We start from the raw sequence: 23,695 nt of genomic DNA on the forward strand, positions 1-23,695 counted from the left end.
TTTTAGGTTGCCAAGTAAGGCTCAATAATCATGGAAGCAATCAGGTCAAAAACAAGATGAAACCGATTTTCGGCAGAGGTCCGTCTCTGCAATTACGTCTGTTTTTTGCTGTCATCGTGTCGGCGAGCTTAATGCTGGCCGATAGTCGTCTAGATACGTTTTCCAACGTTCGATACCTACTAAACAGTATGGTTGCACCGATTCAGTACGCAGCGAATTTACCTCGTAGTATGTTCGATGGCGTATTTGAACGTTTTAATTCTCATCAGGCATTGGTTGAAGGCAATCGCAGCTTAAAGCGAGAAGTGCTACGCCTGAAAAGCGAGCTTATCTTGCTCGACCAATATAAAGAAGAAAACCAACGCCTACGTAAGTTGCTAGGATCTTCATTTGTCCGTGATGAAAAGAAAGTCGTGACAGAAGTAATGGCGGTGGATACTTCACCTTATCGGCATCAAGTGGTGATCGATAAAGGCCGTATTGATGGTGTTTACGTTGGTCAGCCTGTTATCAACGAGAAAGGCATCGTCGGTCAGGTCACGTTTGTCGCAGCGCACAACGCACGTGTTCTGCTGCTAACGGACGCGAAAAATGCAATTCCTGTCCAGGTGATCCGCAATGATATCCGAGTGATCGCATCGGGCAATGGTGAAATGGATGAAATCCAACTGGAGCACATTCCAACCAGCACAGATATTCAGGTTGGTGATTTATTGGTGACATCCGGTTTAGGTGGTATTTACCCTGAAGGATATCCAGTCGCGACGGTTACCAATGTGGATCACGATACGCGTCAAGAGTTCGCCTCAATCAAGGCTGAGCCGGTAGTGGAATTTGATCGCTTACGCTACCTACTGCTGATTTGGCCGAATGAAGACCGTCAACACAAAGTACTGCGGTCCAATGTAGATGAAGGGTTAGAGCAAGAACAAGAGGTAACCGATGGCCAATAATGTATTGAGTAGCCGAATGGTGATTGGCGTCAGTTTCTTCGTTGCGCTGGTACTGCAAACCATTCCATGGCCAGGTGTGTTAGATGTGTTACGCCCTTCATGGTTGTTCCTTGTTACGTGTTATTGGGTGTTGGCACTACCGCACCGAGTGAACGTCGGAACTGCGCTAGTGTTGGGCTTATTATGGGATATCTTGATCGGCTCAACGCTTGGAATTCGTGGCATGATGATGTCGATCGTTATCTACCTCGTGGCGCTGAATTTCCTGTTGATTCGCAACATGGCTTTGTGGCAACAGTCGATTTTAATTGCCTTTTTTACTGCGTTATTGGAAGTTTTGATATTCTGTGGGGAATATTTGAACCAGGACGTAGTATTTAATCCATTATCTCTGTGGACGGCGGCAATAAACTGTATACTTTGGCCATGGATGTTTTTATTAATGCGACGAGTTCGTCGTGCATGGCACGTAAGGTAAAGCGGTGAAGAAAAGCTTATCTCTCGTTCTCGCATCGGGTTCTCCGAGAAGAAAAGAGCTGCTTGCTCAACTGGGTTATGATTTTGAGATCGTATTGCCTGATATTGAGGAAGCCAAACAGGCTCATGAGCAAGCACGAGATTACGTGTTGCGTCTTTCTTTGGAAAAAGCTCAGGCAGGCTTAGCGTTGGCTAAGCCTGATTCCGTTGTATTGGGCTCTGATACGGTCGTCGTATGCGATGACCGTGTGCTAGAAAAACCAAAAAGTTTTGAAGATTCAAAGCGTATGCTTACTGACTTATCGGGTCGTCGCCATCAAGTGATGACTGCGGTGAGCGTTGTATCATCGGAACAACAACATTCAGTGGTCGTTACCACTGACGTGTGGTTCAAACCACTGACTCACGAAGAAATCGAACAATATTGGCAGTCAGGAGAGCCATGCGATAAAGCTGGAAGTTATGGTATTCAGGGACTCGGAGGGCGATTTGTCACCCGAATCGAAGGCAGTTATCACGCTGTAGTAGGCTTACCTTTGTTCGAAACCGATCAGCTAATTCAAGAATTTTTATAATTGTTTTGAGGTGTGCACATGAGTGCAGAATTGCTGCTTAACGTGACCCCGAGTGAAACTCGTGTGGCCATGATTGAAGGTGGAGTACTACAAGAAATACATATCGAGCGCGAATCGCGTCGCGGTATTGTGGGCAATATATACAAAGGCAAAGTAAGCCGAGTGTTACCAGGCATGCAGGCAGCTTTCGTCGACATTGGTTTAGATAAAGCGGCGTTTTTACATGCGTCAGATATTGTTCCCCATACCGAATGTGTGGCAGAAAACGAAAAACAGCAGTTTCAAGTCCGTGATATCTCTGAGCTGGTACGCCAGGGACAAGACATTGTTGTTCAAGTGGTCAAAGATCCGCTCGGCACGAAAGGTGCGCGTTTAACGACGGATATCACCTTACCTTCGCGTTATCTTGTTTTTATGCCGGGGGCCAGCCATGTCGGTGTTTCGCAGCGTATTGAAAGTGAGAAAGAACGTGAGCGTTTGAAAAAGGTGGTGAACCATTACTGCGATGAGCACGGTGGTTTTATCATTCGTACCGCGGCAGAAGGCGCTGATGAAAAAGAGCTCTCTCAAGATGCGGCATTTCTAAAGCGTTTGTGGCTAAAAGTCATGGAGCGTCGCTCAAAATACAAAACGCGTTCAACACTTTACGGTGAACTCGGCTTAGCTCAACGCATTCTGCGTGACTTTGTTGGCACAGAGCTTGATAAGATCATGGTCGACTCCCGCCTTGAATATGAAAACCTGAAAGAATTCACTTCTGAGTATGTACCGGAGTTAACAGATAAGCTTGAGCTTTACGAAGGTGACAAGCCAATCTTTGACATGTACGACACCGAAAACGAAATTCAGCGTTCTTTAGAGCGCAAGGTCGAGCTAAAATCGGGCGGCTATTTGATCATCGATCAAACCGAAGCCATGACCACCATCGATATCAACACGGGTGCATTTGTTGGTCGTCGTAATCTCGAAGAGACTATCTTCAATACCAATATAGAGGCAACGCAAGCTATTGCGCGTCAGCTACGTTTACGTAACCTCGGCGGTATCATCATTATTGATTTTATCGATATGGCATCCGAAGAGCATCGTCAGCGAGTACTTACCTCACTGGAAACGGCGCTGGCGAAAGACCGAGTAAAAACCAACATCAACGGCTTTACCCAGCTTGGCTTAGTTGAAATGACGCGTAAGCGCACGCGAGAAAGTATTGAACATATCTTGTGTTCTGGCTGTCCTACTTGTGAAGGCCGTGGCAGCGTGAAAACGGTCGAAACCGTATGCTTTGAGATATTACGCGAGATTACTCGTGTGAACCGTGCTTACGACGCCGATAATTTTGTCGTGTACGCATCGCCGTTTGTTGCTGAAGCGCTATTGGGCGATGAGTCTCATGCGTTGGCTGAGCTCGAAGTATTTATTGGCAAGCAAGTGCGAGTTCAGGCTGAACCCCTGTACATTCAGGAACAGTTTGACGTCGTAATGATGTAATTTGGAACATTTGTGAATTCTGGTGTTAACCGTTTTGGGCGTTTTTGTGCGTGGAGTTTAGTTACTGTATTGGTGTTATTAGCCATATTAGTGACCACGCTGCGCGTCACATTGCCGCAACTTAACCATTTCCAAGATGAGATCAAAACCTGGGTCAAGCAAGGCACAGGTTTTGACGTTTCTATTGCCAATGTCGCAGGGACGTGGCGCAATAATCATCCCTCAATCGCGTTACTGGGTTTAGAGGCAAATCTACCAAACGTGCAAGATGCACGCTTCGCTGTTGAAGAAGTCCAAATTGAGTTCGACCTTATTCAATCTCTTTTTCAACTTAAACCTGTAGTTGCAGACCTTACCATTCATAACCTCGCTTTAGACATTCACACGGTAGACATTCTGCCGACTTCTCATCGTCAAGATCCGAAGCCTGAAGTGGATAAGAGCGAAGTGAAACTCATTGACCAACTCGACTCACTTCTTTTACGTCAGTTCGAAGACTTCACTATTAGCGATTCACGGATTTGGTATAAGTCTGTGTCAGGTGAAACTCGCCGTTTAGATATTGAGCAGCTTCGTTGGAGTAATCAAGGGAAGCGTCACGTAGCCGAGGGCACGGTTAGCATTGCCGATGTTCGCCTGAACTCATTGTTAGTAAGCGCTAACTTTAAAGATCATGGCTCGTTGCGCGATGTATCTGGTGAGTTTTACGTGAGTGCTCAAGATGTCTCGGTCACACCTTGGCTGACCACTTACATGCAAGAAGAGTCAGGAGCAGAGTCGGGTAAAGTCAGCTTAAATACTTGGCTAACGCTCAAACATAGCCAACCGCATGATGCTTATGTTGAATTACTGCCTTCCGAGTTGGTGTGGAATGAAGATGGACATCATGAGCTGTTTATTGAGTCTGGAATTTTCAATCTTCGACCAGATAGACAAGGCTGGAAAGTAAATGGCCACTCACTTCAGATCAGAACCGACAACACCCCTTGGCCAGAGCTAGACGTCGCGTTTGATTGGCAACCAAACGGCTGGATGCTCAATCTCTCTCAAATCGACATCGAAGCACTCATTCCGCTCATCAAGTTGGCTCCAGAGTCAGAGTCGACCAGTGACCTTATTAACAAACTAGCACCGAAAGGTCGGGTCGAAGATGTCCGATTGTCAATGAACGGCGGTTTAGACACCTTACGCTACTCGGCTGAACTGGATGAACTCGCGATGACACAATGGGAGCTCCTACCCGGGTTTCATCACGTACAGGGCAGCGTATCGGGGGATGTGAATCAAGCTAAAGCAAAAGTCACCGTCATTGATGATGTCTTTCCGTACGGCGATGTATTCCAAGCTCCGCTGAATATCAAACAAGGTGAAGTCGATATTATCTGGCAGCAAGATGATGCGGGTTGGCGTTTGTGGGCGGATAAAGTGACGGCAGCAACGCCTGATCTTCAAGTCTTGGGGGCATTCCGTCTTGATTTTCCAAAAGAACAAAGCCCATTTTTATCGTTCTATGCCGAAGCGGATCTCTACAACGCGGGTGAAACATGGCGCTATCTACCGACTCTGGCACTTGGACAAGACTTGACCGACTATCTTTCGACCGCGATTCAGGGCGGAAAAGTGAATACAGCGAAATTGTTGTGGTATGGCGAGTTAGGTGATTTTCCTTACAAAGAACATAATGGCATGTTCCAAGCTTGGGTTGGATTAAAAGACGCGAAATTTAGCTTTGATACGGCATGGCCAACCATCACGGATTTGCAGCTAGACTTGCTGTTTGAAAATGATGCCATGTATTTGGATTCAAAATCAGCCACACTAAATGGCGTTCATGCTAAGCGTATCACTGGGCGAATCCCTGAGTTGGCAGAAGGTGGACACATCGAGATTGAAGCGAAAGCAAGCGCGCCGGGTAATGAAGTCCGTGACTACATGATGGCGACGCCATTAGTGGATTCAGTCGGTGCCGCATTGACAGCGCTGCAAGTGAGTGGTCCCGTTTACTCTGAGTTTCAACTCAATATACCGTTTGATTTTGAGAAAGAGTCTCGCGCTTGGGGTTATGCAGATTTAACAGAAAATCGTGTTGATATTGAAGCGCCGCCAATGACGCTTGAAAACGCCACAGGGCGTATCACCTTCGACAATGATGTGGTTACCACATCGGGTTTGTCGGCCGAATTATTACAACAGCCTATCTCTCTTGATTTCCATGGAGAGAGTGCGGAGCAAGGCTACAACGTGACAATTAATACACTAGGAGATTGGGATGTCGAGCCGCTCAAACCCTATGTCGGTGAGCGTTGGTTAAACCTTGTTTCTGGCCATGCGCCGTGGCAAATGGATATTGACTTGCAACTCAATGATGTTGGTTTCACTTATCAGCTTGAAGTGCTGGCGCAGCTAAATCGTCTGGCTAGTCAATATCCTTATCCTTTAGCGAAAAAAATTGGTGAGTCTGGGCAAGCGAAACTGCAAGCATCCGGCAACCAAGAGAGTATTTCAGCACGACTACAGATCCCAAATGTGAAGTATCAAACTGAGATAGATATCGCTGGCGATGTCCCGGTTCTGACTGCGACTCATTTAATGGTTGGCAAAGGTGGCTTCCGGATTAGTCCTATTGTCGGGCACGATGCTTCGGTGCGTGTCGAAGAACTGAATTTAGACCAATGGGCGGAGCTTGCGCAGGTCTCTGAGAGCAAGCCTTCATCGTCTGTTTTGGCAAGCATGAAAACGCCGACCATTCCATTGCCGACACGCATTGAAGTTGAAACGCCAAACTTACAGCTCGGTGGGATTGAGTTTCATGATGTGGATTTTTCAGCAAGCAAGAAAAATTTGAGTTGGCAACTCGAGGTGGACAGTCAAGAGGTTAAAGGGAAAGCTAACTATCTGAAACCCTATGTTCTATCGGTCTCTCTAGAGCACTTGCATCTGTACATCCCAGGGTTTGAAGAGATGACCAAAGAGCGCAGTTCAATCTTTGCGAGTGAAGATCAAAACGCACCTTTGATTACCAATTTTGACCGCAAGTTTCACGCAGAGATGCCAAACTTAACTTTGAACATCGATGATTTTTGGCTGCAAGGTTACAAAGTGGGCAAAGTTAATGTTGATTTGCAGCGTCGCGAGAACCGCTTGGAGTGGAAAAATATCACCTTTAGTAGCGGCAAAAACCGCATTGATATGAGTGGTTGGTGGGACCTGACGAAAGAGAGTAGTCATTCCAACTTAACCATGAAAATGAAAGGTGATAACAACACCGATCTTATGGAGCGCTTTGGTATTACATCAGGCATTCAACAAGCACCATTTGAGATCAATGCCAATATGGAATGGGACGGCGCACCTTGGTCAATGAAGACACAAACCTTGCAAGGAAACGTCTCAACGGAATTTGGTAAAGGCGTGATCAGTGAAGTTAGTGGTGCGGCACGCTTGTTAGGCTTGTTTAGCTTGGATTCTATCATCCGTAAGATGCAGCTCGACTTTACCGACGTATTCGATAAAGGCATGGCATTCAACTCGATCACGGGAACCGGCAAAATCCAAGACGGTGTGTTTATCACCAATGATATCGTAATGGATGCGTTAGCAGGGGAAATGCAAATCCGCGGCATCGCTAATATGAACAGCAGAATGGTTGATGCGGAAGTGAAATTCACACCAGACATCACATCAGGCCTACCAATGCTGACCGCGTTTGCCGTTGCGCCTCAAACTGCTTTGTATGTCTTGGCCATCTCTACGGTGATATCTCCGGTGGTTGAGGTCTTCACTCAAGTCAATTATGAAGTGAAAGGCCCACTAGATTCACCAACGGTGAAAGAAATTTCGCGAAGTAAAGGTGAATACAAGCTGCCAGAAAAACTGCGTGAACAGGCCAAATAACTCACCGAATATAATGGAATAGGGAGGAAACACATGGAGCGTGTTGGCATTATTCAAATGACTTCGGGTCCGGATATTAACGCGAATTTGGACTTCATTGAAAAACAGTGTGCTTTAGCGAGCAAGCAAGGTGCCAAACTTGTTCTTACTCCTGAAAATACAGTGCTATTTTCCAGTCGCGAAGCTTATCATCAACATGCAGAGCCACTTGGCAGTGGCATGATTCAACAGCGGCTCTGTGAAATCGCTAGAAAGAACCAGTTAACGCTAATTGTCGGAAGCATGCCCATTCAAACCGCAAAAGGTGTCACCACCACAACACTGGTATTTCCGCCGCACGGTAAATGCATTGCTCACTATGACAAACTGCATATGTTTGATGTCGACGTAGCCGATGGTTATGGTAGTTATCGTGAGTCGGATACGTTTATGGCGGGTAATCAAATAGTCGTTGCGGAAACTGATATCGGCAGTGTTGGATTGAGTATTTGTTATGATTTACGTTTCCCAGAACTTTATAAAGTATTGCGTCAAGAAGGGGCGGATATCATTGTGGTGCCCGCTGCGTTTACCGCTGTGACGGGGCAAGCTCACTGGGAAGTATTATTGCGATCTAGAGCGATTGAGACACAATGTTGGATTTTGGCAAGCGGACAAACTGGAACGCATCCATGTGGACGAAAAACATGGGGACACTCAATGGTCGTTGACCCTTGGGGACGTATCCATAAACAGCTTCAGGATGAAGTAGGTTTATTGGTGACTGAGATAGATTTGTCACAAAGCCAACAAGTAAGGCAGAATATGCCGCTGACTCAACACAGTCGCTTTCAAAATGAATTGAGACGGAAATAAAAGAGCTAACTATGAGCACAAACCAAATAGAACAGGCACTCCTTGCCCCAAATGGTCTGACAGAACAAGACATTGCTGACACGCTTGCCAGCATTGCGACGCGCCAGATCGATTATGCGGACATTTACTTTCAGTCCAGCTGGCATGAGTCTCTGGTTCTAGAAGACAGCATCATCAAAGATGGCTCTTTTAACATTGATTGTGGTGTTGGTGTCCGTGCAGTAACTGGCGAGAAAACCGGCTTTGCCTACTCTGATCAAATCCAGCCTGAAGGCCTGAAGCAGAGTGCAATGGCGGCGCGCGGTATTGCTCAGCAAGGGCAGAATGGTAAAGTCCAAGCGTTTAAACGCACCGAAAACCAAGCGTACTACGCCGCTGTGAATCCACTAGCTGAATGGGAAAAGCAGCAAAAAACAGAATTGCTCAAATCTCTAGATGCTTACATCCGCACTAAAGAGCCATTGATTAAAGAGGTCTCGATCAGCATCAGCGGTGTGCATGAGCAGATGCTTGTTGCGGCAACAGACGGTACTTATGCAGGCGATATTCGTCCTTTGGTGCGTTTGTCTATTAGCGTGCTCGCACAAAAAGGCGAACGACGTGAACGCGGTAGCGCTGGTGGCGGCGGCCGTTTCGGTTACGATTTCTTTTTAACGGAAAGCAATGGTGTGAAACAAGCTTTCCATTATGCAGACGAAGCGATTCGCATGGCGTTAATCAACCTTGAAGCAGAAGCAGCACCAGCAGGCATGATGCCAGTGGTATTGGGTTCTGGCTGGCCTGGCGTGTTGCTACACGAAGCGGTAGGTCATGGACTAGAAGGTGACTTTAACCGCAAAGAGTCGTCAGTGTTCTCTGGAAAAATGGGTCAACAAGTGACGTCTTCACTGTGTACCATCGTAGATGACGGCACGTTAAAAGACCTTCGTGGTTCACTGAATGTGGATGATGAAGGGGTAAACGGTCAGTACAACACGCTTATCGAGAATGGTGTGCTGAAAGGCTATATGCAAGACAAGCTAAACGCGCGGCTAATGGGTGTAAATCCAACGGGTAACGGTCGTCGTGAATCGTATGCACACTTGCCAATGCCTCGTATGACCAACACCTACATGCTTCCAGGTGAACATACGCCAGAAGAAATCATCTCGACGGTCGAGAAAGGGTTGTATGCGCCAAACTTTGGTGGCGGCCAGGTGGACATTACTTCGGGTAAGTTTGTGTTCTCTGCATCGGAAGCGTACTTGATTGAAAACGGTAAAATTACGCGCCCTGTTAAAGGTGCGACGTTGATTGGCTCAGGTATCGAAGCAATGCAGCAAGTCTCTATGGTCGGTAACGACCTAAGTATCGACAAGGGCGTTGGCGTATGTGGTAAAGCAGGTCAAAGTGTGCCAGTTGGTGTTGGTCAGCCGACCTTGAAACTGGACTCACTGACAGTGGGTGGCACTGAGTAACTCAGTTGAATCGTTATAAAAAGAGCGCTCATTAGAGCGCTCTTTTGCTTTGTGAGTCGGTGTCAATTACAGGTTTTCTTCAGCAAATTCCGCCAAGCGGCTACGAACCACGCCGTTGAGGTGAATATTTGCGCTGCCTTCAAAGTTCTTGAAGCGCTCAACCATGTACGTCAATCCTGATGTCACTGGGGTGAGGTAATGAGAGTCAATCTGCGCCAAGTTACCGGAGCAGACGATTTTGGTTCCTTCACCACAGCGGGTAATGATGGTTTTGATTTGTGATGCAGTGAGGTTTTGACACTCATCAAGCAGTACAAACGCATTTTGAATCGAACGGCCACGCATAAAGTTGATCGATTTAAATTGAATGTTGGCTTTATCGCAGATGTACTTCAATGAGCCTTCAGTGCAGTGATCGTGTTTATGTAGTGCTTCCAAGGTATCGGTCACCGCCGCTAACCACGGCATCATTTTCTCCTCTTCGGAGCCGGGTAAGAAGCCGATGGATTCACCGATATCTGGCGTGTTACGTGTTACGATAATTTTATCGAACATGCTTTTTTCAATGGTTTGCTCCAATGCTGCTGCCATTGCCAGTAATGTCTTACCACTACCCGCCGCACCCGTTAGAATCACCAAGTCAATTTCTGGATCGAGTAAGGCATCTAACGCCATTCCCTGGTAGATATTTTTAGGTGTGATGTCCCAAGCCTTGCGATGCATTAGGCGTTCGCGGCTCAGGTCGAGAAGCGTTAGCTTGTCTTCATTGATGGTTTCTACGCGACCAGCAAAGTCACTGTCTTCATCAATAACGTATTGGTTGATAAAGGTTGGGTCGAAGGGTTCGCGACTGAGTTTGTGGTAAGTTTTTCCGCCCAGTGCATAGCTTTCTACTTCCTCAATACCGCTCCAGAAATCACCTTCACGCAATTGAAAGCCTTTGGTTAGGTATTGAATGTCGTCAATCAGTTGGTCGGTTCTATAGTCCTCAACAAAGCGTACACCAGCCCCTTTGGCTCGCAGACGCATGTTGATGTCTTTCGTGATCAGTACCACTTCACGTGGTGCACGTTTATTTTGCAGATAAAGCACCGCGTTGAGAATACGGTTGTCACCGGCTTTGTCGGCGAAGGCTTTGACGGTTTCCTGCAGTTCAAAATCCGCCAAAATGGAAATAGTACCTTGGTCGGGGTTGTCTTTAGAAACAGGAATGCCTTCAGAGATTTCATCTGGCGTTGCTTCTTTAAACAAATCTTCCAAGGTGCGAATAGCCACGCGCGCATCTCTTGCAACGTCGCGCTTACTGTCTTTGATTCGGTCGAGTTCTTCCAACACGGTCATGGGGATAACGACATCGTGTTCTTGGAAAGAGAAGATGGCAAAGGGTTCATGAAGAAGAATGTTGGTATCGAGTACAAACAGTTTCCGATCGGTATCGCCCATAGCGTCTCCTTGCCGTAGTACGGCTCTGCATGCGAGTTGTTAGGTCGTTTCCAAATAGGTGTGAAGTGACCTAACTCTGATTGCTTGCAATAGAGGTTGTCGGGCTGATGTCGGCTAGTGTGCAACCGAGTAGCAAGACAACTTACTGCAAACCCGTGTTGATCCTAATCGTGTACTAACGCGCTTAAATCATATGCAATGGTTTTAAACGCCCCTCATTAGAAGTATACGTAATATTTACGTTCTACAACTTAATAATTGGCATGAGTATTTTACAATTTGATTGCATTTAGAGTTTGGGAAAAAAAGTTTCTGCTTGGTGCGGTTTCGGCGTGACCTAAATCACAGCTTCAAGTAAGATTAGCGACCTTTTTCTGCGTATAGGCTACGTCCGATTTATCATGTTGAGCTGGCTTAAAAAATACTCAGTTCATACTGGAATGACGAATGCTATCGGCATAGCAGAAGCCAGAATCAGATCTAAACTATTATCCATGCCTACGGGCATGAGTAGACCAACAAGAAATACGAATCAAGAACTAATAACGAGGTAGTCAATTCATGACATTTGCTTTGGGGCAGCGCTGGATTAGCGATACGGAAAGCGATTTAGGTTTAGGTACCGTTGTAGCAATGGATGCTCGTACTGTGACATTGATGTTTGCAGCGTCAGAGGAAAACCGAGTTTACGCACGTAACGATGCACCTGTTACCCGAGTCACCTTTAATGTTGGGGATGTCATCGATTGCCAAGAAGGTTGGTCTCTAAAAGTAGAAGAAGTACTGGAAGATGAAGGTCTTTACACCTATTTCGGTACTCGTGAAGACACGCAAGAAACCGCTGTTGTTCTGCGTGAGATTTTCCTTAGCAACCAAATTCGTTTTAACAAACCTCAAGATAAGTTGTACGCCGGTCAAATCGACCGTATGGACAACTTTGTTCTGCGTTACCGTGCGCTAACCAACCAGTTTGAGCAGCATAAGAGCCCAATGCGTGGCCTATGTGGTATGCGTGCAGGTTTGATCCCTCATCAGCTTTACATCGCGCACGAAGTTGGCCGTCGTCACGCGCCACGCGTCTTATTGGCGGATGAGGTAGGTTTGGGTAAAACCATCGAAGCGGGCATGATCATCCACCAACAAGTTCTGTCTGGTCGTGCCGAACGCATTTTGATTGTGGTGCCTGAAACACTGCAGCATCAATGGCTGGTTGAGATGATGCGTCGTTTCAATCTGCATTTCTCTATCTTTGACGAAGAGCGCTGTATCGAAGCGTTTGCGGATGCAGAAAACCCATTTGATACTCAGCAATATGTGCTGTGTTCTTTGGATTTCCTACGCAAGAGCCGCAAGCGTTTTGAACAAGCACTGGAAGGTGAATGGGACCTACTGGTTGTCGATGAAGCGCACCACCTAGAGTGGAGTCAAGACAAACCAAGTCGCGAATACCAAGTGGTAGAAGGCTTGGCTGAACGTACTCCTGGTGTGTTGCTACTGACTGCAACGCCAGAGCAGCTTGGTCGTGAGAGTCACTTTGCTCGTCTGCGTTTGTTGGATCCAGACCGCTTCTATGATTACGAAGCATTCGTTGAGGAAGAAGAGCAATACGCGCCCGTAGCAGATGCGATTACTTCACTCTTTTCCGGTGAAAAGCTACCTAATGAAGCAAAAAACCAGATCACTGAGTTGTTGTCTGAACAAGACGTAGAACCACTTTTCCGTATTATTGAAAGTGAAGCGGACGAAGAAGCTAAAGCGTCGGCACGCCAAGAGCTGATCGATAACTTGATGGATCGTCATGGTACAGGGCGTGTTTTGTTCCGTAACACGCGCGCGGCCATCAAAGGCTTCCCTACGCGTAACGTGCATCTGATGCCAATGGATATTCCACCGCAATACACTACATCAATGCGTGTTGCTGGAATGATTGGCGGTAAGATGAGTTCTGAAGCACGTGCGATGAAGAACCTTTACCCGGAAGAAATTTTCCAAGAATTTGAAGGCGATGACGCGAGCTGGTGGCAGTTTGACTCGCGTGTGAATTGGTTGCTTGAAAAAGTAAAAGAGAAGCGCAGCGAGAAAATCCTCGTGATTGCTTCTCGTGCGAGTACCGCACTGCAATTGGAGCAAGCACTGCGTGAGCGTGAAGGTATCCGCGCCACCGTTTTCCACGAAGGTATGTCGATTCTTGAACGTGATAAAGCGGCGGCTTACTTTGCGCAAGAAGAAGGTGGAGCACAAGTTCTTATCTGTAGCGAAATCGGCTCTGAAGGTCGTAACTTCCAGTTTGCCAACCAACTTGTCATGTTCGACTTGCCATTCAACCCAGACTTGCTTGAGCAACGTATTGGTCGTTTGGACCGTATCGGTCAAAATCGCGATATCGACATTCATGTTCCTTACCTGAAAGGCACATCGCAAGCGATCCTAGCACGTTGGTTCGATGAAGGCCTGAACGCTTTTGCGGAAACCTGCCCAACAGGCCGTGCTGTTTACGATAAGTACTCCGATGATCTGATTGAAATTCTTGCCTCTGGTGATACCAGCACGCTAGATGAGATCATTGAAGCGTCAGCAAAAATGAATAAAGAGCTGAAATCCCAATTGGAGCAAGGCCGTGATCGCCTATTAGAAATGCATTCGAATGGCGGGGAAAAAGCACAACAAATCGTTGAGAAAATTGAATCAACTGACGGCGATACCAATCTGGTCACCTTCGCACTTTCTCTTTTTGACACGATTGGCCTGAATCAAGACGATAAAGGTGAAAACGCCCTGATTGTGACCCCATCTGAGCACATGATGGTGCCAAGCTACCCAGGTCTGCCATACGAAGGAGCGACGATCACGTTTGATCGTGATACAGCGTTATCTCGTGAAGATATGCACTTTATCAGTTGGGAACACCCAATGATCCAGGGTGGTATCGATCTTCTTATGAGTGAAGGGGTGGGGACGTCTGCGGTATCTCTATTGAAAAACAAAGCGTTACCAGTCGGGACTATTCTTCTTGAGTTGATTTACGCGGTAGATGCGCAAGCGCCAAAACGCAGTGGTATCGCGCGCTTCTTACCGAAAACGCCAATCCGTTTAATGATGGACTCGCGTGGTAATGATTTGTCTGCTCAAGTGGAGTTTGAAAGCTTTAACCGCCAGCTCAGCCCTGTAAACCGTCACTTAGGTAGCAAGTTGGTTACGTCGGTACAGAAAGACGTACACCGCTTAATTGAAGCTGGTGATGTTCTTATTGAAGAGAAGGTCGAAGAAGTACGCAAGCAAGCTCATCAAGATATGCAGCATAGTTTGAATGCAGAACTTGAGCGTTTGCAAGCACTGAAAGCGGTGAACCCAAATATTCGTGACGAAGAAATTGAAGCTATCGACGCACAAATTAAAGAGCTTACTGGTTATATCAACCAAGCTCAGGTTCAGCTCGACTCGCTGCGTTTGATTGTGGTGAGCCACAACTAAGTAAGTATTTATTGCTCATTAAAAAAGGTCTTCAGTTGAAGACCTTTTTCTTTATTTACGGTTTAGTTTCTTTATGCGGAATGCATTAATCACTGATAGCTATCTCATTTACATCAACCACTTCCACCAGATAAATACAGCCAAGAAGCCAAACAAGTAAATCAGGCCTGCAATCGACAACCACTTTAGTTTAGGTCCAACAGCCAAAGGCTCAGGTAACTCAGTTTTGCTCACTAAGGTGTAATTTAGCAGAGCAAAGAATGGCGTGGTCATAAAGGCGAGAATCATCGCAAAGTTCAGCATAGGCAATAACGCAGAAGCCCAGAAAACCACAATACCTAATGCAAGTAAGGAGACTACCAGCATGATCGCTGAAGTGGTTTTAGGGTTAGTGTCTGGTTGCGAGCGCAGTAGGCGTTGAGAATCCGAAATAACGCGCGAGTAGCCATCAATAACGGTAATCGTGCTGCCAAAGATACAGAAAAACGCAATTACCGCGATCAAGTAACGAGACCATTCGCCAATCGTTGCCGCATATAAGCCAACCAATTGGTGGGAGAAGCCAACGCCAGAGCTTTCAAGCGCAACGCCAGATCCATAAAGCATCAAAGAGCCTAGCGATACAAAGATAATGGCAAGAAACGCCGTGCCAATATAACCGACATTAAAGTCAAATAGAGCAGAGCGGTATGTTACTTCTTGCTGGCTTGATTGGCGTTTTAGCCACGCTGAGGTTAAACAGGAGATCTCTATCGGTGCAGGCATCCACCCCATTGTCACAACGATAAAACCAATAGCCGCAATAGACCAAGGTGACGGCGGCTCGAAGTTGGCCACTTGTTCAACAGGGTTACCAAAGGCGATAGAAACAGCGAGTAAAGTCGCGATGGTTAACACCGACATGATCACTTTAGATAGCGTATCGAGCGCTTTGTAATGGCCAGCAAATAATATGAGCAGGCAGGTAACAATCACAATGATGCTGAGTGATGCCATTGATAGTGAAAACGGAATGAAGTAGCCCAGCAAGCTAGCGCTAAACATTAACAAAGCGGCGGTATTGATGACGGCCGATACCACGCTCAGAAATAGAAATAGCCATAGATAAGGCCGACCTAATTTCGCGTAGCCCTCAACCAAGGTGAGCCCTGTCCCCATGGTGTACTGTACGCCCGCTCGGAAAAAAGGGTATTTAAACAGGTTTACGAGCAGAATCAGTGCAGCCAATTGCCAACCATAAATCGCACCAGCCTTGGTTGATGCGACGAGGTGAGAGCCACCGACCGCAGCAGATGCCATTAATATGCCGGGGCCTAGCGAACGAAAAAATAAGGAAAGTTTGGATTGGGGTTTATCTATAACGGCGGAGTCCATTGCTTATTGTCCTTTTTATCTTATGTATCTTTCTAAAGAGATACATACCGCAGTACATGACAAGCTGAGCGCTCGCCCTATACTGCGCAACGGTAATGTCTTTTAAATGCTGTGTTTTGGTGTATTTATTTTAAGTATTCTTTGCGAATATCATGCTGTGTGCATCTAGCACTCTATTCAGTTATGCGTCTTGTTGTCAAACTAAATTTACAACGTGCTATTTTTAGTTTTTATGCTAAAGGATTGACTTTGTTTTATTGGGTTGAACTTTTCTTCAGAATCCTGCATCTGGGTGCTATTTGGGTATATAATCGCGGCGTTTTTATTTTGTAGAGATCTCCCATGGCAATGCTTGAATATACCCCTCCCACCGATCCTTGGGTCGATATCGTTTTTGAGGATGACGACATTCTGGCAGTGAATAAGCCATCAGGGCTGCTGTCTGTCCCTGGTCGCCTTGCAGAGCATTACGATAGCATGTGGAGCCGCCTCAAAGAGTTGCATCCGGAAATTCAAGTTGTGCATCGCTTGGATATGTCGACATCAGGGTTGATGTTGCTGGCGAAAAACAAACCCGCGGAGCGAGCATTAAAAAAGCAGTTCCAATATCGCCTCACTCACAAGGTGTATTACGCACGTGTGTGGGGGCATGTTGAGCCGCAAGAAGGGAATATTGATCTTCCATTAATTTGTGATTGGCCAAATCGTCCACGACAAAAAGTATGTTTTGACGACGGCAAACCATCTCAAACTTTATTCCAAGTAGTGAAGCGTGAAGTGCACCCTGATGGCACCCATACGACCGTTGTGCGACTACTGCCCATTACTGGTCGATCGCATCAGTTACGCGTGCATTTGATGGCGATTGGTCATGCGATTGTGGGTGATGAGTTTTATGCAAGCGAAGAGGCGTATCAGTTTTCAGAACGTTTAGAGTTGCACGCTGCGGAGCTAAGTTTTTATCATCCAGCTACGGGTCAGCTGAGCAGTATTTTTGTACCCTGTGACTTTTATTCTGAAGCCGAGGCGATGATCTTTAACTATTTTTCGCCAGAGCGTACATTGCCTGATTATAAAACGTTGCCACACCCTTAATGCCAATTGCACTCAACAACGGTTCTTTCTAGTTCGCTATTTTTGGCTATTTCGTTACTGTGGTTGATGTATCCTGTCTTTCAGCCGTGAACAAGGAGTTGTTATGTCTTTGCCAAGCATCGTATTTTTAGACCGAGCGACCATCCCAGAACATATTGAGATCCCACGACCTGGCTTTCCGCACCACTGGCGTGAGTACGACCTAACTGCGCCTGGGCAGGTAATAGAAAGGTTAGCAGATGCCGATATCGTGATTAGCAATAAAGTCGTGCTTGACCAACATGTATTAGAGCAACTACCAAAATTACGGATGATCGCGGTTGCCGCAACTGGTTTTAACAACGTCGATGTGAACTACTGTGCTAATAATGGTATTGCGGTTGCTAATGTACGTGGTTACGCGACGCGTTCGGTGCCCGAGCACGTGATGGCAATGTTATTCGCTTTAAGACGAAATTTATTTGGGTACCACCAAGATATTGCCGCAGGTGAGTGGCAGCGTAACCAGCAGTTTTGTTTTTTTACGCACCCAATCGGGGATATTGGTGGTAGCACGTTAGGTGTTGTTGGTAGTGGGGTACTAGGGCAAGCGACGGCGAATCTGGCTCAAGCGTTAGGAATGACCGTCTTGTTTTCTGAGCGTAAAGGGGCGGCAGAATGTAGACCAGGTTATGTGTCGTTTGAGGAAGTATTAAAACGCTCCGATGCGCTGACTTTGCATTGCCCGCTCAACGATCATACTCAGAATTTAATTGGTCAAGCAGAGTTGAAACAAATGAAGTCCAACGCCATTTTGATTAATACAGGGCGTGGAGGTTTGGTGGATGAGAGCGCACTGGTGGATGCCTTAAAACAGGAAGAAATTGCAGCGGCTGGTTTTGATGTTTTTACACAAGAACCGGCTGATGAGAGCAATCCGCTGATTGCCAATATGAGTTTACCTAATTTGTTACTGACACCGCATGTTGCATGGGGCAGCGACTCATCTATCCAACGTTTAGCGGAAATCTTGATTGAGAACATTAACGCTTTCGAGCGCGGAGACCGCGTTAATCGCTTAGTGTAACGCTGACTGTAAAACCAAAGATAAAAAAAGCAGACATTGACGTCTGCTTTTTGCGTTTAAATCGAATGCTCATTGCGTGAGCCCTCGAATTAAAACTCTTCTTCGTTTAGACCTTTAAGGATCTGAAAGATTTCGCGGTACGCTTTTGCTGGTTTCCCAGCTTTTTTCTCTTTCGCTGCTTGGCGAGCAAGTTGGCGTAGACGCTGACGATCCGCTTCTGGGTACATTTCCATTACGTCATCAATGGCTTTGTCACCTTCTTCCACTACGCGATCACGCAACGCTTCAAGTTTGTGGAATACCGCCGTTAATTGAGAGTGCTTATTACGAATTTTATCCAGTGCGGCTTGGATTGGCTCTGGATCTTCGTAACGCATCAATTTGCCGATACGTTGCAATTGGCGACGACGCGCTTCATTTTTAAAGCGTTGCGCGTCAGCAATTGCTTCTCGCAAATCTTCGCTCAATGGAAACTTTTCTAGAACTGAAGGTTTGAGGCCGACAAGCTCCTCACCTAGCTTTTGCAGTTCTTCCATGTCTCGCTTCATCTCGGATTTACTTACCCAGATGATCTCTTCTTCTGGTTCCCATGGCGCTTTTTGATTCTTACGTGCCATTTCAGTTGCCTGTGTTTTGATTAATATTATGACTATTTTAACAAGAATCATGGGGAGAAAGCGAAATTCTTGTTATCCTATTGTTCATCAAAGACAAGATGTGAAAGACAATGGATATTAAACAGCAGGTTGCTGAGCAACGTACCGAGCTAGAGCAAGCCGTAGCAAGAGCCTTAAAGCTTGCATCGGCAAAATCTGACGCCGCCGAAGTCGCAATTACTAAAAGCACTGGTTTAAGTGTTTCAACTCGTATGGGTGAAGTAGAAAATGTCGAGTTCAACAGCGATGGTGCGCTGGGCATTACCGTTTACCGAGGTCAACGCAAAGGCAGTGCTTCCACGTCTGATTTAAGTGAAGCTGCAATCGAGCAAACCGTTATAGCGGCGCTAGATATTGCACATTACACATCTGAAGACCCATTTGCAGGCCCTGCAGCGAAAGAATACATGGTGCAAGAGATCCCTGAGCTTGATCTTTTCCACCCTGACGCACCCGATCCAGACTATGCTGCCAATGTGGCGATTGCAGCAGAAAAAGAGGCGATAAATTATAATAGTGCAATCAAACAAAGTGATGGCGCGAGTTATGATAGTCATTACGGCGTGAAAGTGTATGGCAATAGCCATGGCTTATTAGCTAGTTATGCGTCTAGCCGACATAGTACTAGCTGTTGTGTAATTGGCGTTGGTCAAAACGGCGAGATGGAACGTGATTACAGCTACACCGTGGCACGTCATCGTGATGACTTATGGACCCCAGAAACGGTGGGTCGTAAGGCGGCAGAGAATACGGTTAACCGCCTAGATGCGCAGCGTCTAAAAACAGGTCAATACCCAATCATGTTTGCGGCTGATGTTGCGACAGGCTTGATTGGCCATCTCGTTATGGCGATCAGCGGTGGTAACCTGTACCGAAAATCTTCTTTCTTACTTGACCATCTAGGCAAACAAGTGCTTCCTGAATGGTTCAATATCTCAGAACGTCCGCATGTATTGCGTGGTTTGGCATCAAGTCCATTCGATAGTGAAGGTGTGTACACTCAAGACCGTGAGATCATTACCGACGGTGTGCTAGCAACTTATCTGTTAACCAGTTATGCCGCACGTAAAATGAAGATGACGCCGACAGGTCACGCTGGTGGGATTCATAACTGGTACGTGAAGTCGACAGGCCAAAACTTCGAACAAATGCTTAAAGAGCTCGGTACTGGTCTTCTAGTGACAGAAGTCATGGGACAAGGTGTGAACGTGGTAACGGGGGATTACTCTCGCGGTGCCGCAGGCTTCTGGGTTGAGAATGGTGAAATCCAATACCCAGTATCAGAAATTACCATCGCAGGTAATCTAAAAGACATGTTCACCAAGATTGTGGCGGTTGGTAGTGATATTGAAACGCGCTCACAAATCCAAACGGGCTCTATCCTACTGGATACCATGAAAGTGGCGGGTGAATAAGCTTTTCTAGCAATTCAGAATCAAAAAAGCCTGATGTGTTCATCAGGCTTTTTCGTTTTTTCTGTTAGGTAATCAGTATTGTGGCAAGCCCTAAGAAGACAGATAAACCAATCACATCCGTCACTGTTGTTAATGCCATACCACCAGCTAAAGCGGGATCGATGTTCATTTTTTTCAATAGGATTGGAATCGTTACTCCGGCAATACCTGCGACCAATAAGTTGGTCAGCATGGCGGCGGAAATGATTCCTCCGAGCATCCAGTTACCTTTCCAAGCAACAACAATACCACCAATAATTAGCGCCCACATGATGCCGTTAAGTAAGCCGATCGAGGCTTCTTTCATTAACAGTTCGCGTTTGTTTGAGTCTCCGATATGACCAAGAGCAAGACCACGAATCACTAGTGCGACGGTTTGGTTACCAGCGACACCACCCATGGACGGAACTATCGTCATCAATACCGCAATGGCGGCCATTTGGTCTAATGTGGCCTCAAACATGTTAGAAACGGAAGCAGCAGCAAGGGCGGCTAATACGTTAGCGCCAAGCCAGATACTGCGTTTGCGAGCTGATTTTACAACAGGCGCGAAAGTATCTTCGTCATCGTCCATACCCGCCATACTCATCATCGAGTGTTCCGCGTCTTCACGAATAACGTCAACCACGTCATCGATGGTGATACGACCGACCAAATGCAAGTTTTCATCAACAACAGGTGCAGATACCCAATTACGGCGTTCGAACAGACTCGCAACATCTGAGTCGCTAGTATCGACGGTGATGGCCTCGTCCGCGTCTTCCATTACATCAATGATTTTTACGTCTGGCTGAGTGGTAATAAGCGTAGTGATCGGCAGTTCACCGATGAGCTTACTCTCTTCATCGATCACATACAGGGCATCCGTAGCTTCTGGAAGCTCGCCTTTCATACGTAGATAACGCAAAACTACGTCCACATCTACGTCACCACGAATTGTGATGACGTCGGTGTTCATCAGTCCACCCGCGGTGTCTTCTGGGTAGGATAGGGCGGTTTCGACCCGTAGGCGGTCAGATGAGTCCATTTGCGACAGGACTTCGCGTGACAGGTTGTCAGGCAAGCTACGCAGTACGTAAGCCACGTCATCGGTATCCATGCCTTCTGTCGCTTCTGCAAGCGCTTCTGGTGCCATTTTGGATACGAGGCTGTCTTTGACGTCTTCGTTCAGCTCGTCAAGGATTTCACCATAATCTTCAGGGTCGGTGAGTTGCCAAAGAACTTCACGGCTCTTACGTGGGGAGGCTTCTAAAAGGTGAGCGATATCCTCAGGTTCCATGTCCTGTAATTGACGACGAACATGGACGAAGCGGCCATTTTCTAGCGCTTCTGTGACTTCTTGGAGGGCTTGGTGAGCTTGGTCGAATTCAATTTGCTCTGCCATTCATTCCTCCCAATTCCTGATATTTACAATGCGTTGAATAATAACTTAATTCTAGGCGCCTTTTAATAACAACTTATGATACTAAGCAAATTTATTTATTAGGTCAGGGAAGAGAAAGATAATGGGAGGTAAGAAAAAAGCGAGTAAACTACTCGCCTTCATCAAATTTATCTTCGATCAAATGGCAAACGGCATCCAGTGCTTCTTCCGCTTGCCCACCCGTTGCGTGGATCGTGACGTATTGTCCTTGAGCGGACTCTAGCATTAACAGGCCCATTACGCTGTCTGCTGTGGCGGTTTTGTCTTCTTCATTGTCGATGGTGATGACCGCTTCAAAGCTCTGTGCCAGTTCGACCAGTTTGACTGCTGCACGAGCATGTAAGCCAAGGCGGTTTTGAATCAATACTTTACGACTTAACTCCACGGCTACTCCTTAGCGTTTTTCTCTAGTGAGGTATGGCGAATTTGTACTTGGTGTCCTTTGTTGGCGAAGTATTCACCGATTTGCTGAGTTAAGTACACCGAGCGGTGCTTACCACCAGTACAACCGATTGCAACGGTCAGGTAGCTGCGGTTGTTTTTCTCAAGCAGAGGTAACCAATTCTCTATAAAGCTTTCAATTTGATATTTCAAACTTAACACCGATTGGTGTTGCTCTAAAAATGCGGCGATAGGAGCATCCAGACCTGTAAGCGGGCGTAGTGCTGGTTCCCAATGTGGGTTAGGTAAGAAGCGAACGTCAAATACGTAATCGGCATCGGAAGGCAGGCCGTATTTAAAACCAAAAGACTCAAATACCATAACGAGCCCTTTGCGATCTCTGCCTTCAACGCGCATACGCACGGTTTCACTCAATTCATGCAAAGACTGCCCACTACTATTTAGGACCAGATCTGCATGCGCTTTGAGTGGCGTCAAAATTTGTTTCTCACGCTCGATGGCTTGATCGAGCGAGAGGGAGGTGCCACCTAAAGATAACGGGTGAATTCGGCGTGTTTCGCTGTAGCGTTTGAGTAGCGTTTCTTTATTGGCGTCCAAGAAAAGCATGGTCACATCAAGCTCAGTTTTTAACTGTTCTAGTGTACTCGTCAGTTCTTTTAGCTTTTTAGGAATATTACGAATATCAATGCTGACTGCAACATTCTGTTTGCTGTCAGCAACAGAATGAACAAATGCGTCCAGCAAGTTAACTGGCAGGTTATCAACACAGTAGTAACCTAAGTCTTCCAGTACACGAAGCGCAATACTTTTACCGGCACCTGAGTGCCCGCTAACAACGATTAGTCGCATGGAGTTAGTCCTGCTTATTGGTGAATCATGATGTCGTAAAGTTCTTCATCACTCTGAGCATTACGCAGTAGTTTTAATACTTGCTTATCGCTCAGACGTTCTGCCATAGAGGATAGAGTCTTGAGGTGCTCTTTGCACTGTTCTTCTGGTACAAGGAGCGCAAAAAGAAGATCGACAGGTCGATTGTCAATCGCATCAAATTCGATTGCTTCATCACATTGCAGTAAGACAGCAATGGCCTTGTCGCTTGATTGCATTCTCGCGTGAGGGATCGCAATACCGTTTCCGATACCGGTACTGCCCATTTTTTCTCTATTGAGCATGCATTCGAACAGCTCGGTAGAATCTTGGCCCGTTTGATCAGCCACGATACGGCTGATCATTTCAAGGGCGCGTTTTTTACTCGTGCAGTGGACCGCACTTTTGGTGCAGTCCAATGACAGTATTTCGCTCAGTTGCATGATTAATGACTGTTTAGTTTTTCTTTGTGCTTATTAAGTTGGCGAACCAATTTATCTACCAGCGAATCGATCGCGGCATACATATTTTCGTCATCGGCTGATGCGTGGATTTCGCCTTGATTTATGTGAAGCGTAGCTTCCGCGATTTGAGTAATTTTTTCAACTTTTAGTACAACATGCACTTGATTGATATGGTCGAAGAACCTTTCGAGCTTCTGAAACTTAGAATTTACATAGTCTTGCATTGAATCGGTAAGATCAACGTGATGGCCTTGAATATTGATTTGCATAGACTTTCCTTT

The 23,695-nt window shown here is 46.3% G+C and carries 19 protein-coding genes; 11 read left to right on the forward strand and 8 right to left on the reverse strand.

Annotated elements, in window-relative coordinates; genetic code table 11:
* Positions 1 to 56 precede the first annotated feature (56 nt).
* The 7 genes from mreC to tldD are packed head-to-tail and all read left to right on the forward strand — an operon-like array spanning position 57 to position 9,699.
* Positions 57 to 953 carry a rod shape-determining protein MreC gene (mreC, locus tag R8N46_RS19655; protein ID WP_005381142.1) on the forward strand — a complete coding sequence of 299 codons (897 nt, stop codon included), beginning with the start codon at positions 57 to 59 and terminating at the stop codon, positions 951 to 953.
* Positions 943 to 1,431 (forward strand): rod shape-determining protein MreD, encoded by a 489-nt coding sequence (gene mreD / locus R8N46_RS19660; protein ID WP_005381141.1) that lies wholly within the window; start codon positions 943 to 945, stop codon positions 1,429 to 1,431. The genes mreC and mreD overlap by 11 nt, the downstream gene beginning before the upstream one ends.
* Positions 1,432 to 1,435: 4 nt before the next feature.
* Entirely contained in the window at positions 1,436 to 2,005 is a 570-nt protein-coding gene (locus R8N46_RS19665; protein ID WP_005381139.1) for a Maf family protein, read from the forward strand.
* A gap of 18 nt (positions 2,006 to 2,023) precedes the next feature.
* A complete protein-coding gene (gene rng / locus R8N46_RS19670) occupies positions 2,024 to 3,493 on the forward strand; it encodes a ribonuclease G (RefSeq protein WP_005381138.1) in 1,470 nt (489 codons plus the stop codon).
* Positions 3,494 to 3,505: 12 nt separating this feature from the next.
* Positions 3,506 to 7,387, forward strand: coding sequence for a YhdP family protein (locus R8N46_RS19675; protein WP_171346114.1), 3,882 nt, complete (start codon positions 3,506 to 3,508; stop codon positions 7,385 to 7,387).
* 33 nt (positions 7,388 to 7,420) lie between these two features.
* Positions 7,421 to 8,242, forward strand: coding sequence for a carbon-nitrogen hydrolase family protein (locus tag R8N46_RS19680; RefSeq protein WP_171346115.1), 822 nt, complete (start codon positions 7,421 to 7,423; stop codon positions 8,240 to 8,242).
* Positions 8,243 to 8,253: 11 nt separating this feature from the next.
* Positions 8,254 to 9,699: a metalloprotease TldD gene (gene tldD, locus R8N46_RS19685; protein WP_005381134.1), complete on the forward strand. Its 1,446-nt coding sequence runs from the start codon at positions 8,254 to 8,256 to the stop codon at positions 9,697 to 9,699.
* A 66-nt stretch (positions 9,700 to 9,765) separates the two neighbouring features.
* On the opposite strand, the gene R8N46_RS19690 is transcribed toward tldD, so the two are convergent.
* On the reverse strand, positions 9,766 to 11,142 hold the full coding sequence (locus R8N46_RS19690; protein ID WP_005381133.1) for a PhoH family protein: 1,377 nt from the start codon (positions 11,140 to 11,142) through the stop codon (positions 9,766 to 9,768).
* A gap of 561 nt (positions 11,143 to 11,703) precedes the next feature.
* Between R8N46_RS19690 and rapA the strand changes: the two genes are divergently transcribed.
* The gene (gene rapA / locus R8N46_RS19695; protein WP_005388434.1) at positions 11,704 to 14,613 is read left to right on the forward strand and encodes an RNA polymerase-associated protein RapA; all 2,910 of its coding nucleotides are present in this window, start codon (positions 11,704 to 11,706) and stop codon (positions 14,611 to 14,613) included.
* Positions 14,614 to 14,721: 108 nt separating this feature from the next.
* On the opposite strand, the gene R8N46_RS19700 is transcribed toward rapA, so the two are convergent.
* Positions 14,722 to 15,987, reverse strand: a complete 1,266-nt coding sequence (locus R8N46_RS19700) for an NRAMP family divalent metal transporter (RefSeq protein WP_064377045.1) — start codon at positions 15,985 to 15,987, stop codon at positions 14,722 to 14,724.
* A gap of 342 nt (positions 15,988 to 16,329) precedes the next feature.
* On the opposite strand from R8N46_RS19700, the gene rluA reads away from it, so the two are divergent.
* The gene (gene rluA, locus R8N46_RS19705; RefSeq protein ID WP_054575320.1) at positions 16,330 to 17,082 is read left to right on the forward strand and encodes a bifunctional tRNA pseudouridine(32) synthase/23S rRNA pseudouridine(746) synthase RluA; all 753 of its coding nucleotides are present in this window, start codon (positions 16,330 to 16,332) and stop codon (positions 17,080 to 17,082) included.
* A 103-nt stretch (positions 17,083 to 17,185) separates the two neighbouring features.
* A complete protein-coding gene (locus R8N46_RS19710; protein WP_171346116.1) occupies positions 17,186 to 18,148 on the forward strand; it encodes a D-2-hydroxyacid dehydrogenase in 963 nt (320 codons plus the stop codon).
* 89 nt (positions 18,149 to 18,237) lie between these two features.
* Here the strand turns inward: R8N46_RS19710 and yjgA are convergent, their stop codons facing one another.
* Positions 18,238 to 18,765 (reverse strand): ribosome biogenesis factor YjgA, encoded by a 528-nt coding sequence (gene yjgA, locus R8N46_RS19715; protein WP_005381124.1) that lies wholly within the window; start codon positions 18,763 to 18,765, stop codon positions 18,238 to 18,240.
* A 110-nt stretch (positions 18,766 to 18,875) separates the two neighbouring features.
* Between yjgA and pmbA the strand changes: the two genes are divergently transcribed.
* The gene (gene pmbA / locus R8N46_RS19720; RefSeq protein ID WP_115386307.1) at positions 18,876 to 20,219 is read left to right on the forward strand and encodes a metalloprotease PmbA; all 1,344 of its coding nucleotides are present in this window, start codon (positions 18,876 to 18,878) and stop codon (positions 20,217 to 20,219) included.
* 64 nt (positions 20,220 to 20,283) lie between these two features.
* Here pmbA and mgtE read toward each other — a convergent pair whose 3' ends face one another.
* From mgtE to hpf, 5 genes are all read right to left on the reverse strand, one after another.
* The gene (gene mgtE, locus R8N46_RS19725; RefSeq protein WP_005381121.1) at positions 20,284 to 21,642 is read right to left on the reverse strand and encodes a magnesium transporter; all 1,359 of its coding nucleotides are present in this window, start codon (positions 21,640 to 21,642) and stop codon (positions 20,284 to 20,286) included.
* 148 nt (positions 21,643 to 21,790) lie between these two features.
* Entirely contained in the window at positions 21,791 to 22,066 is a 276-nt protein-coding gene (locus tag R8N46_RS19730; RefSeq protein ID WP_005381120.1) for an HPr family phosphocarrier protein, read from the reverse strand.
* A gap of 2 nt (positions 22,067 to 22,068) precedes the next feature.
* The gene (gene rapZ / locus R8N46_RS19735; RefSeq protein WP_005388424.1) at positions 22,069 to 22,932 is read right to left on the reverse strand and encodes an RNase adapter RapZ; all 864 of its coding nucleotides are present in this window, start codon (positions 22,930 to 22,932) and stop codon (positions 22,069 to 22,071) included.
* A 14-nt stretch (positions 22,933 to 22,946) separates the two neighbouring features.
* Entirely contained in the window at positions 22,947 to 23,393 is a 447-nt protein-coding gene (gene ptsN, locus R8N46_RS19740) for a PTS IIA-like nitrogen regulatory protein PtsN (protein WP_005381116.1), read from the reverse strand.
* Between the two features lie 2 nt (positions 23,394 to 23,395).
* Positions 23,396 to 23,683, reverse strand: a complete 288-nt coding sequence (hpf, locus tag R8N46_RS19745) for a ribosome hibernation promoting factor (protein ID WP_005381114.1) — start codon at positions 23,681 to 23,683, stop codon at positions 23,396 to 23,398.
* Between the last annotated feature and the right edge of the window lie 12 nt (positions 23,684 to 23,695).

Origin of the sequence: Vibrio sp. 1874 (assembly GCF_033344395.1) — a bacterium.
Lineage (GTDB): Bacteria > Pseudomonadota > Gammaproteobacteria > Enterobacterales > Vibrionaceae > Vibrio > Vibrio alginolyticus.

What these genes read in the sequence shown, in the direction of transcription:
- mreC (WP_005381142.1), top strand. Translation starts at nt 57, where the DNA reads ATGAAACCGATTTTCGGCAGAGGTCCGTCTCTGCAATTACGTCTGTTT.
- mreD (WP_005381141.1), top strand. Translation starts at nt 943, where the DNA reads ATGGCCAATAATGTATTGAGTAGCCGAATGGTGATTGGCGTCAGTTTC.
- rng (WP_005381138.1), top strand. Translation starts at nt 2,024, where the DNA reads ATGAGTGCAGAATTGCTGCTTAACGTGACCCCGAGTGAAACTCGTGTG.
- R8N46_RS19680 (WP_171346115.1), top strand. Translation starts at nt 7,421, where the DNA reads ATGGAGCGTGTTGGCATTATTCAAATGACTTCGGGTCCGGATATTAAC.
- tldD (WP_005381134.1), top strand. Translation starts at nt 8,254, where the DNA reads ATGAGCACAAACCAAATAGAACAGGCACTCCTTGCCCCAAATGGTCTG.
- R8N46_RS19690 (WP_005381133.1), bottom strand. Translation starts at nt 11,142, where the DNA reads ATGGGCGATACCGATCGGAAACTGTTTGTACTCGATACCAACATTCTT.
- rapA (WP_005388434.1), top strand. Translation starts at nt 11,704, where the DNA reads ATGACATTTGCTTTGGGGCAGCGCTGGATTAGCGATACGGAAAGCGAT.
- R8N46_RS19700 (WP_064377045.1), bottom strand. Translation starts at nt 15,987, where the DNA reads ATGGACTCCGCCGTTATAGATAAACCCCAATCCAAACTTTCCTTATTT.
- rluA (WP_054575320.1), top strand. Translation starts at nt 16,330, where the DNA reads ATGGCAATGCTTGAATATACCCCTCCCACCGATCCTTGGGTCGATATC.
- R8N46_RS19710 (WP_171346116.1), top strand. Translation starts at nt 17,186, where the DNA reads ATGTCTTTGCCAAGCATCGTATTTTTAGACCGAGCGACCATCCCAGAA.
- yjgA (WP_005381124.1), bottom strand. Translation starts at nt 18,765, where the DNA reads ATGGCACGTAAGAATCAAAAAGCGCCATGGGAACCAGAAGAAGAGATC.
- pmbA (WP_115386307.1), top strand. Translation starts at nt 18,876, where the DNA reads ATGGATATTAAACAGCAGGTTGCTGAGCAACGTACCGAGCTAGAGCAA.
- mgtE (WP_005381121.1), bottom strand. Translation starts at nt 21,642, where the DNA reads ATGGCAGAGCAAATTGAATTCGACCAAGCTCACCAAGCCCTCCAAGAA.
- rapZ (WP_005388424.1), bottom strand. Translation starts at nt 22,932, where the DNA reads ATGCGACTAATCGTTGTTAGCGGGCACTCAGGTGCCGGTAAAAGTATT.
- ptsN (WP_005381116.1), bottom strand. Translation starts at nt 23,393, where the DNA reads ATGCAACTGAGCGAAATACTGTCATTGGACTGCACCAAAAGTGCGGTC.
- hpf (WP_005381114.1), bottom strand. Translation starts at nt 23,683, where the DNA reads ATGCAAATCAATATTCAAGGCCATCACGTTGATCTTACCGATTCAATG.